The sequence below is a fragment of the Nocardiopsis salina YIM 90010 genome, assembly GCF_000341025.1.
Classification (GTDB): Bacteria; Actinomycetota; Actinomycetes; order Streptosporangiales; family Streptosporangiaceae; genus Nocardiopsis; species Nocardiopsis salina.
The window spans coordinates 1-9,435 of record NZ_ANBF01000074.1; the positions used below are offsets into that span (position 1 = coordinate 1).

Consider the following 9,435-nt stretch of genomic DNA (forward strand, 5'->3'; position numbering starts at 1 on the left):
AGAACGTCCCCTTCTCCGCCAGCGTCCGCTCAGCGGACGAGGAGCAGGAGGAGCGCGACCCCGCCCCCCAGATTTCCGATCCCGCCGAGGACACCGGACCCGAGCCCGAGTCCGGGACCGACGAGGACGACGTCCCCGCGCCCGAGCAGGTCGAGCCCGACGAGGCTCCCGCGACGGCGCACGCCGCTGAGGACGAACCGGTCCAGGACGAGGCCGACGACGAACCCGCCGAGGTCGGCGAAACCGAGAACGAGGCGATCGTCCCCGCCGGTGACGGCGAGGAACTCTCCGCCCACGACGAGGCCGCAGAGGAGGGCTCGGTCGAGCCCGAGCCGGCCGAAACGCGCGGTTCCGGGGTCGACGAGGACATCTCCACCGGGGGCACGGTCGACGAAGAAGCCGTGACCGACAGCGAGTCCGAGGCCACCACGGACGACGCCCCCATGACGGTCGACACAGGATCCGGCGTCGACTCTGCCGACGACGCTGTCGCGGTCGAGCCCGCCGACGACTCGGCTGGCGTCTCGGACGACGGGGGCGAGGTCCAGGGCGATGCGGAAGTGACTGCCCCCGAGTCCGACGAGCCGGAGGAGCCCGTGGAGAGCATGTCTTCCGAGGACGTGGTGGACGAGGCCTCCGAGGACGCCGGTACCGAATCCGGACCCGAGCGTGACGAGGCCCGGGACCCAGTGGACGAGGACTGCGCGGATGTGTCCGAGGAGGCGGAGAACGCCGACCCTGCGGACGACGATGCCGGTTCCGAGCCCTCCGACGCCGACGAGTCCTCTGCGGACGAGGTCGCCGTCGACGAACAGGACACGGACGAGGACACCGGTTCGGTGGAAGATCGGTCGGACGACGGTTCCGACGGGGAAGAGACCGACTCCGCGGGCGAGCATGCCGTCGCCTACGCGGTCATCGTGGACAGCGACCACGAGGCCGTCGAGCGCGAGACGGACGCCGTCGGCGCCGAGGAACCCGGCTCCTCGCGCTGATCCCGCGGGCACACGTCAACGTGCTGTCGGGCATTCAGAGTGCCCGGGCCAACCCCGACAGGTGACATGAAACAGGGGCGGGCCCCGAAGGGACCCGCCCCCTCTGAACGTCAGGCCTTGCGGAAGGCGAAGCTCACCCCGAACTCCTCCGAGCTCGTGGTGAACGGCTCACCGTCGACCTCACCGGCGGCGAAGGCGTCCGCGAGGACCTCTCCGGCGATGGTCTCACTGTGCTCCTCCAAAGCACGTGCGGCCTCGTCCGAGGCCGACCAGCGCACGTGGATCCGGTCGGAGACCTCCAGACCGCTGCGCTTGCGCGCCTCCTGGAGCATCCGCACCATCTCCCGGGCCAGACCTGCGCGGCGCAGCTCGGGTGTGAGCTCCAGGTCCAGGGCGACCGTCGCGCCCGACTCCGAGGCCACCGCCCAGCCCTCGCGGGGCTGCTCGGTCACCAGCACCTCGTCGGCGCTGACCTCCACGTGTTCGCCATCGACTTCCACCTGGGCCCAGCCCGTGCTGCGCACCTGCTCGACCAGGGCGGCCGGGTCGGCGGCCTGGATGCCCTTGGCCACCAGCGGCGTGCGCTTGGCGAACCGCTTGCCCAGCGCACGGAAGTTCGGCTTGACCGTGTAGTCGACCAGGTCGCCACCGACCGCGGCCAGCGACTCCAGCGACTGGACGTTCAGCTCCTCGGCGACCTGGGCGCGCAGCTGCTCGGGCAGCTCCGCGAAACCGTCGGCACCCACCAGCGCACGGCCCAGGGGCTGACGGGTGCGCACGGCCTGGTCGACGCGCGCCGACCGGCCGAGCTCCACCAGGCGGCGCGTCAGCGCCATGTTCCGGGCCAGCTCCGGGGCGATCAGGTCCTCGCGGTACTCCGGCCACGACGCCAGGTGCACCGAGTCGGCCGCGCCCGGACGGCGCAGTGCCGACCACACGTGCTCGGTCAGGAACGGCACGATCGGGGCCATCAGCAGCGTGACGGTCTCCAGAGCCTCGAACAGAGTCGCGAAGGCCGACGCACCCTCGGGGGTCGACGGGCCGCCCCAGAACCGACGGCGAGAGCGGCGCACGTACCAGTTCGAGACGTCGTCGACGAACGCGGTCAGTCGCCGACCCGCACCCGTGGTGTCGAAGTTGTCCATCGCCTCGGTGACGTCGCGGACGACCTCGTTGAGCTCCGACAGCAGCCACCGGTCGAGCAGCGGGCGGTCCTGCGGGGCCGGCGCGTCGGCCAGCTTCCTGTGGTCCCAGCCCTCACCGGCGTTCGCGTACAGGGTGAAGAAGGAGACCGTGTTGTAGTAGGTCAGCAGGACCTTGCGGACGACCTCCTCCAGCACCGTGTGCCCCACACGGCGGGCCGTCCAGGGTGAACCGCTCGCCAGCATGAACCAGCGCAGCGCGTCCGCGCCGTGGCGGTCCATCACCGGGATCGGCTCCAGGACGTTGCCCAGGTGCTTGCTCATCTTGCGGCCGTCCTCGGCGAGGATGTGGCCGAGCACGACCACGTTCTCGAACGAGTTCCGGCCGAACACGAGCGTGCTCACGGCCAGCAGGGAGTAGAACCACCCGCGGGTCTGGTCGATGGCCTCGGAGATGTACTGCGCGGGGAAGTTGGCCTCGAAGGTCTCCTTCTCCCGGTGCGGGGCGCCCCACTGCGCGAACGGCATGGAGCCGGAATCGAACCAGGCGTCGATGACCTCGGGAACCCGTCGGGCGACCCGCTCCTCCTCGGGCAGCGACGGGTCGGCGTCCGGGTCCGGGATGACCACGTCGTCGACGTAGGGCCGGTGCGGGTCCAGGTTCGACAGGTCCTGGCCGCTGAGCCGGCTCAGCTCCTCCAGCGAACCCACGCAGATCTGGCGGCCGTCCGGGAATTCCCAGATCGGCAGCGGCGTGCCCCAGTACCGGTTGCGCGAGAGCGCCCAGTCCACGTTGCCGCGCAGCCACTCGCCGAAGCGGCCCTCCTTGACGTTCTCCGGAACCCAGTTCGTGGCCTGGTTCTGCTCCAGGAGCTGGTCCTTGACGGCGGTGGTGCGGATGTACCAGGAGGGGACCGCGTAGTAGAGCAGCGGCGTGTGGCAGCGCCAGCAGTGCGGGTAGGAGTGCTCGTACTGCTGGTGGCGGAAGAGCAGCCCGCGCTGCTTCATGTCGCGCACCAGCGTCTTGTCAGCGGTCTTGAAGAATTCGCCGCCGATCAGGTCGAGGTCGGCCTCGAACGTGCCGTCGGGCTGTACCGGGTTGACAACGGGCAGACCGTAGGAGCGGCACACGACCATGTCGTCGCCACCGAAGGCGGGCGACTGGTGCACCAGACCGGTGCCGTCCTCGACGGTGACGTAGTCGGCGAGCACGACGAAGTGTGCGGGCTCGTCGAAGGGCACCAGGTCGAACGGGCGCTGGTAGGTCCAGCGCTCCATCTCGTCGCCCTCGAAGCGCTCCCCGGTGAGCTCCCAGCCCTCGCCGAGCACCTTCTCGAACAGCGGGCGGGCCACGACCAGGCGCTCGTTGCCGTCGGTGGCGACCACGTACTCCACGTCCGGGTGCACGGCCACGGCGGTGTTGGAGACCAGGGTCCAGGGGGTCGTGGTCCACACCAGCAGAGACGTCGGGTGCTCGGGGGCGGCGAGCGGGCCCGAGGTCACCGGGAACCGCACGTACACCGACGGGTCGGTCACCGTCTCGTAGCCCTGGGCCAGCTCGTGGTCGGAGAGCGTGGTTCCGCAGCGCGGGCAGTAGGGGCTGATGCGGTAGTCCCGCACCAGCAGCTCCTTCTCCCAGATCTGCTTGAGCGCCCACCAGACCGACTCCACGTACTGGGCGTCCATGGTGCGGTAGGCCTCGTCGGTGTTGACCCAGTACCCCATGCGTTCGGTCATGGCGGTGAACGCGCCGACGTTGCGCATGACCGACTCGCGGCAGCGGGCGTTGAACTCGGCGATGCCGAACTCTTCGATGTCCTTCTTGCCGCTCAGGCCGAGTTCCTTCTCCACGGCGACCTCGACGGGCAGGCCGTGGCAGTCCCAGCCGGCCTTGCGGTCGACGTGGTAGCCGCGCATCGTGCGGAACCGGGGGAAGACGTCCTTGAACGCGCGCGCCTCGACGTGGTGTACACCGGGCACACCGTTCGCGGTGGGCGGACCCTCGTAGAAGACCCAGGACGGCTTGCCGCGGGTCTGCTCGAGCGAGCGCTCGAAGATGTTCTCCTTCGACCACCGGTCGAGGATCTCGCGCTCGGTCGCAGGAAGGTCGATCTGCGCGGGCAACTGCGGGAGCGCGCGGGGATCGTCGGGCCGGGGGTGCTCGGTCACCGTCGTAACCTCTCTCCATCAGGAAGTGCCTGACGGAGGGACGAGGCGGACCCCGCGGTACCACCCTCCTTGGAGCCGCAGCAGGGCCGCGGTTCCCTCTTCGTTACGCCGGTGCCGGTTCTACTGGGGGCGCCGCGCGCCCTGTTCCTCCGGCGGCTCCGGGGTGATCTTCGCGCTGGTCGTACCCCCGGGCTCCCACCGTCCCCGGGTCGCTGGGTGGGCCGACCGCGGGGGCCGTGCTCCAACCGGTCGGTGCCAGCGTTACTCTCCCCATCGACACCGTTCGTACATCAGGATATCGCAGCGGGGCAACGCGAGGCCCGCTGTTTCCAGGGGAGGAAGACGACATGGCCGTGGGCCGAGGCGCCGTCATGGTGACGCTGACCGAACGCGAGGACGCCGAGGAGCTGGCCGAGCAGCTCCATGAGCAGGGGTACGAACCCTGCACCGTGCACCGGGAGATGCTCGCGGGCGAGGACGATGCCGAGGACGTGGACTGGGTCATCGAGGTGCATACCGGTCCGCACGGCGGCCCGGCGGTCTTCGACGAGACCCACCTGGGTCTGCTCGCCGACGACTACGGAGGGTTCGCGACGGTGGAGTGAGCCGGTCCGGAACGACCGTGGCACGGGGCCGCCGGCGCCGCTCCGGTCTGACCGGATCGTTGCCTCGTGTCCGTTCTTTGCCTAGGCTTCGCCGCACCAGTCGGGCCGACTCCCCGGGGGACCCGCCGTGGGGCGGGGCGGGGACGGCCTGCGAACCGACGGGGAAGGAACCCACCATGAAGGCCACCGAAGCCGCAGACCTTCCGGTGCGACCCGGCGAGGACCCCTGGACGAGCGAGGAGCTCGCCGAGGTGCGTCAGCAGTTGGAGGCCGAGATCGCCTCCCAGCGCGAGGAGCTGGCTCAGAACGAGAGCGAACTCACCGAACGCCTCACCGACCCCGTCGAGGGCGCAGGGGACGACACCGCGGACACCGGTGCCAAGGCCTTCCAGCGCGAGCACGACCTGGCGTTGGCCTACAATACTCGTGACCTGCTCGCGCAGAGCGAGAAGGCGATCGAACGAATGGACGCGGGAACCTACGGGGTCTGCGAGTCGTGCGGCCAGGCGATCGGGAAGGCCCGCCTTCAGGCGTTTCCCCGCGCCACCCTGTGCGTCACCTGCAAACAGCGCGAGGAGCGTCGCTGACTGAGGTAGAGCCCTCCGGGGACAACAACATGACCACCAACGAAGAGGCTTCGGTGAGACCCCGCAGGTACGGCCTGCTCACTGGGGTGGCCCTCACAGCGGTCGTCGTCGACTTCCTCACCAAGGAATGGGCGCTGTCCGCCCTCACCCGAGGCGAGTTCGTCGACGTGATCGGCAGCTTCCTCCAGTTCACCCTGGTGTTCAACACCGGGGCCGCTTTTTCGTTGGGCACCGGTTACACGTGGGTGTTCACCGTCATCTCCACCGTCGTCGTCCTGGGCATCGCCTACATCGGGTGGCGTGTTCGCAGCCTGTGGTGGGGCGTGACACTCGGTCTGATGATGGGCGGTGCCGCCGGCAACCTCGTCGACCGGTTCTTCCGCCCGCCGGGTCCCTTCGAGGGCGCCGTCGTCGACTTCATCAGTGTGCCGAACTGGCCCGTGTTCAACGTCGCGGACTCCTGCGTGGTGGTCGGTGCGTTCCTGGTGGTGGTGCTGACTTTCAAGGGCATCAACCTGGACGGGACCCTCGCCTCGGAGGAGGGCGAGGACGGCGGGTCCGACGCTGCTGCCCACCCCGAGCAGGTCGAGCACCGCAACGACGACGAAACCGGGGACGGGGCCGAGGACGACGCCGAGCGCGGCGAACCCGGCGACGGACCCGGTGAGGGGAGGGCCCAGTGAGCGACACCCGCAGCCTGCCCGTGCCCGACGGCCTGGAGGGCGACCGGCTCGACGCTGCGATCGCCCGCATGTTCGGGCTCTCGCGCACACGGGCGGCCGAGATCATCACCGCAGGCGACGTGTTCGTCGATGGTTCCGAGGCAGGCAAGTCCGACCGTGTCCAAGCCGGGGCCTGGCTCCAGATCACCCTCCCGCCGCCGCCCAGCGCGCCGGTCCCGCGGGCCGAGGCGGTCCCGGGCATGACGATCGTGCACGAGGACGCCGACATCATCGTGGTGGACAAACCCATCGGCGTGGTCGCCCATCCCACGGTCGGCTGGACCGGGCCCAGTGTCCTGGAGGGACTGCTGGCCTCCGGTGTGCAGCTGGCCACCAGCGGCGCGGCCGAGCGCCAGGGCATCGTGCACCGGCTGGACGCCAACACCACCGGCCTGATGGTCGTGGCCAAGAGCGAGCTCGCCTACAGCGTCCTCAAGCGCGCCTTCAAGGAGCGTACGGTCGACAAGCGGTACCACACGCTGGTTCAAGGCCACCCGGACCCGCTGCGCGGAACCGTGGACGCCCCGATCGGGCGCCACCCCGCGGGGGACGGGCGTTGGGCCGTGGTCAGCGGCGGGCGGGAATCGGTGACGCACTACGACACCGAGGAGGCGTTCCGGGCCGCGAGCCTGCTCGAGATCAAGCTCGAGACCGGGCGCACGCACCAGATCCGCGTGCACATGGCCGCGCTGCGCCACCCGTGCGTGGGCGACATGCTCTACGGGGCCGACCCCACGCTCGCCGAGCGCCTCGGTGTGCGGCGACAGTGGCTGCACGCCGTGCGGCTCGGCTTCGACCACCCCACCGAAGGCCGCCCGGTGGAGTTCTCCAGCCCCTACCCGGACGACCTCGCGCAGGCCATCGACCAGCTCCGCGAGGACTGACGCCGCGGGAGGGCACGACCTTCCGAGAAGCAGGCCGCGCTCGCCGCGCCGCTCCGGGCCCCGGGCCCCGGGCGAGTCGTCCGTCCGGGGCCCTTTCATGCGCTCGTGCAGGTCGGAGCTGGTTCCGACGCTTCTGCTCACCCGGGCGTGTGCGCCCGGGTCCCTGGACCAGTGGAGAAGAGCTAGCTCGGCAGAAGATCCGACAGCGTGGCCGACGGGCTGATGACATCTGGGTCGGTACGCACGTCCACCAGGGTCGGCTCCTCCGCCTGCACCGCCTCCGACAACGCCTTGACCAGCCCCTCGCGGCTGTCCACCGTCGCACCGCGCGCACCCAACGAGCGCGCGAACCCGGCCAGGTCCAACGGGCCGCTGAGGCTCGTGCCCGCCATCCGCCCGAGCTCGCGGGCCTGGTGCATCGCGATCGTGCCGTACAGGCCGTTCTGGAACACCACCACCGTGATCGGGGCACCCATCCGCACCGCGGTCTCCAGTTCCTGGCCGGTCATGGTCACCCCGCCGTCACCGACCACCGCCACCACCGTGCGCTCGGGCCTGGCCAGCTTCGCCGCCACAGCCGCCGGAACCGCGTACCCCATCGCCCCGCTCGTGGGGGCCAGCTGCGTATCGGGGGCGCGGTACCACCAACCCCGGTGCAGGAACGCAGCGAAGTTGCCCGCGTCGTTGGTCAGCAGGGACTCGTCCGGCAGCGCCTCGCGCATCCCCTCGACCACACTCCACGGGTGCAACCCCGGTCCCGTGTGCTGTTCCACAGAACGCGGCGGCCGGGTGCTCTCCACCCACACTCGCCGCGCTGCGCTCCAGTCCCGGAACGACGAGGGCAGCCGCGAGGCCGCCAACGAGGACAGCGCCTCACCCGCATCGGCGACCGCGCCCAACCACAGATCGGCCCCGGACCCCACCTGGCGCGGGTCGGCGTCGATCTGTGCGACCCGCGTGCCCGGGACCGGGAGCCGGTATCCCTGTGTGGTCGTCTCGCTCAACCGCGAGCCCACCACCAGCACCGCATCGGACTCGCGCAGGGCCTCCAGCGTCGATGGGGCGCTGCCCAGGCCCAGGTGGCCCAGGTAGAGCGGGTGGTCGTTGGGGAAGACGTCCTGACGCCGCCACGAGGAGTACACACCCGTACTGAAGTGCTCGGCCACCCGTACCAGCTGCTCACGCGCCCTGCGCGCACCACCGCCCGCCACGATCACGGGACGTACCGCCCGGGTCAGCCAGGTCGCCAACCGGTCCCGGTCGTGTTCCGGCAGAGGCGGGCGCGGCGGTTCGTACCCGGAACGCTGCGGGGGCACGGGCACACGTTCCCCGAACAGGTCGCCCGGGACCGCGACCGCCACCGGTCCGGGCCGCCCGCTCGTGGCCACCCGCACCGCCTCCGCCGTCACATCGGCCAACCGGTCGGCCCGGTGCACGGTCGTCGACCACTTGGTGATGGGCGCGTAGAACGCCGTCAGGTCGACCTCCTGGAAGGCCTCGCGCCCCAGGCGGTCGGTCTCGGCCTGTCCCAGGAACACGATCATCGGTGTGGAGTCCTGGTGTGCGGTGTGTACCCCCACCGCGAGATTGGAGGCGCCGGGACCTCGCGTGGCCGCGGCCACGGCAGGGACCCTGGTCAGCTTGCCCTCGGCCTCGGCCATGAATCCCGCGCCGTTTTCGTGCCGGGTCGAGACCAGGTCCATGTGCTCGTGCCGGTCGATGGCGTCGGCCAACTCCAGGAAACTCTCGCCGGGAACGGTGTAACAGCGCCGGATTCCGGCGCCGGCCAGGACCTCCACGACCGCCTGCGCGGCGGTGGTCGTGGGGGAGGGGGTGGTGGCCATGGGCGGGTCCTTCCATCGTCGCAAGGTCCACTCGTGGGCCCGCGCCCTCTTGTGGAGGGGCGGGCGCGCACCGGTGGGAGACCGGGCTCGTGCGGCCGACTCTGGCACCACCGCCGGGGGTGGTCAAGAACACCGCGGGCCGCTTGTGGACAGCCGTGGGTCAGCCGAGCCCCAGGGCCCGCAGCCCCGCCGTCGTCGCGGCCGCCGCCACGACCACAACCAGGAACGGGGCCCGCAGCCCCAGCGCGCACCCCGCCGCGCCCAGTCCCGCCATCCGCGCCCCGTCCCACACCAGGGACTGCCCGTCGCCGAGTGCCTCCACCGCGACCAGCGCGGCCAGCAGCGCCAGCGGTACAGCCACCGCGAACCGCTGTACCCACGGGTTGTCCAACACCGACCGGGGCGCCGCCAACCCCGCGAACTTGAGCAGGTAACAGCCGGCCGCCGTGGCGACCAGAGCGATCCACAGTGTCATCGGCGGGGGGCC

Annotated in this window: 8 protein-coding genes; 5 read left to right on the plus strand and 3 right to left on the minus strand. The window is 70.9% G+C overall.

The window, feature by feature from the left end; genetic code table 11:
* Nucleotides 1-995, plus strand: a 995-nt coding sequence (locus tag D474_RS32200) for a putative sodium/potassium/calcium exchanger (RefSeq protein ID WP_017612967.1), incomplete at its 5' end; no start/stop codon positions are given.
* 110 nt (nt 996-1,105) lie between these two features.
* Here the strand turns inward: D474_RS32200 and ileS are convergent.
* Nucleotides 1,106-4,306, minus strand: coding sequence for an isoleucine--tRNA ligase (gene ileS / locus D474_RS0107505; RefSeq protein WP_017612968.1), 3,201 nt, complete (start codon nt 4,304-4,306; stop codon nt 1,106-1,108).
* A 347-nt stretch (nt 4,307-4,653) separates the two neighbouring features.
* Between ileS and D474_RS0107510 the strand changes: the two genes are divergently transcribed.
* The 4 genes from D474_RS0107510 to D474_RS0107525 all read left to right on the plus strand — a co-directional run bounded on the left by D474_RS0107510 (nt 4,654) and on the right by D474_RS0107525 (nt 7,104).
* Nucleotides 4,654-4,911 carry a hypothetical protein gene (locus D474_RS0107510; RefSeq protein WP_017612969.1) on the plus strand — a complete coding sequence of 86 codons (258 nt, stop codon included), beginning with the start codon at nt 4,654-4,656 and terminating at the stop codon, nt 4,909-4,911.
* A 176-nt stretch (nt 4,912-5,087) separates the two neighbouring features.
* The gene (locus D474_RS0107515; protein ID WP_017612970.1) at nt 5,088-5,498 is read left to right on the plus strand and encodes a TraR/DksA family transcriptional regulator; all 411 of its coding nucleotides are present in this window, start codon (nt 5,088-5,090) and stop codon (nt 5,496-5,498) included.
* A gap of 29 nt (nt 5,499-5,527) precedes the next feature.
* Nucleotides 5,528-6,181, plus strand: a complete 654-nt coding sequence (gene lspA / locus D474_RS27925) for a signal peptidase II (protein ID WP_017612971.1) — start codon at nt 5,528-5,530, stop codon at nt 6,179-6,181.
* On the plus strand, nt 6,178-7,104 hold the full coding sequence (locus D474_RS0107525) for an RluA family pseudouridine synthase (RefSeq protein ID WP_017612972.1): 927 nt from the start codon (nt 6,178-6,180) through the stop codon (nt 7,102-7,104). Before lspA ends, D474_RS0107525 begins: the two co-directional genes overlap by 4 nt.
* 182 nt (nt 7,105-7,286) lie before the next feature.
* Here D474_RS0107525 and D474_RS0107530 read toward each other — a convergent pair whose 3' ends face one another.
* A complete protein-coding gene (locus tag D474_RS0107530) occupies nt 7,287-8,948 on the minus strand; it encodes a thiamine pyrophosphate-dependent enzyme (protein WP_017612973.1) in 1,662 nt (553 codons plus the stop codon).
* Nucleotides 8,949-9,108: 160 nt separating this feature from the next.
* Nucleotides 9,109-9,423 carry an AzlD domain-containing protein gene (locus tag D474_RS0107535; protein ID WP_017612974.1) on the minus strand — a complete coding sequence of 105 codons (315 nt, stop codon included), beginning with the start codon at nt 9,421-9,423 and terminating at the stop codon, nt 9,109-9,111.
* Nucleotides 9,424-9,435: the final 12 nt, after the last annotated feature.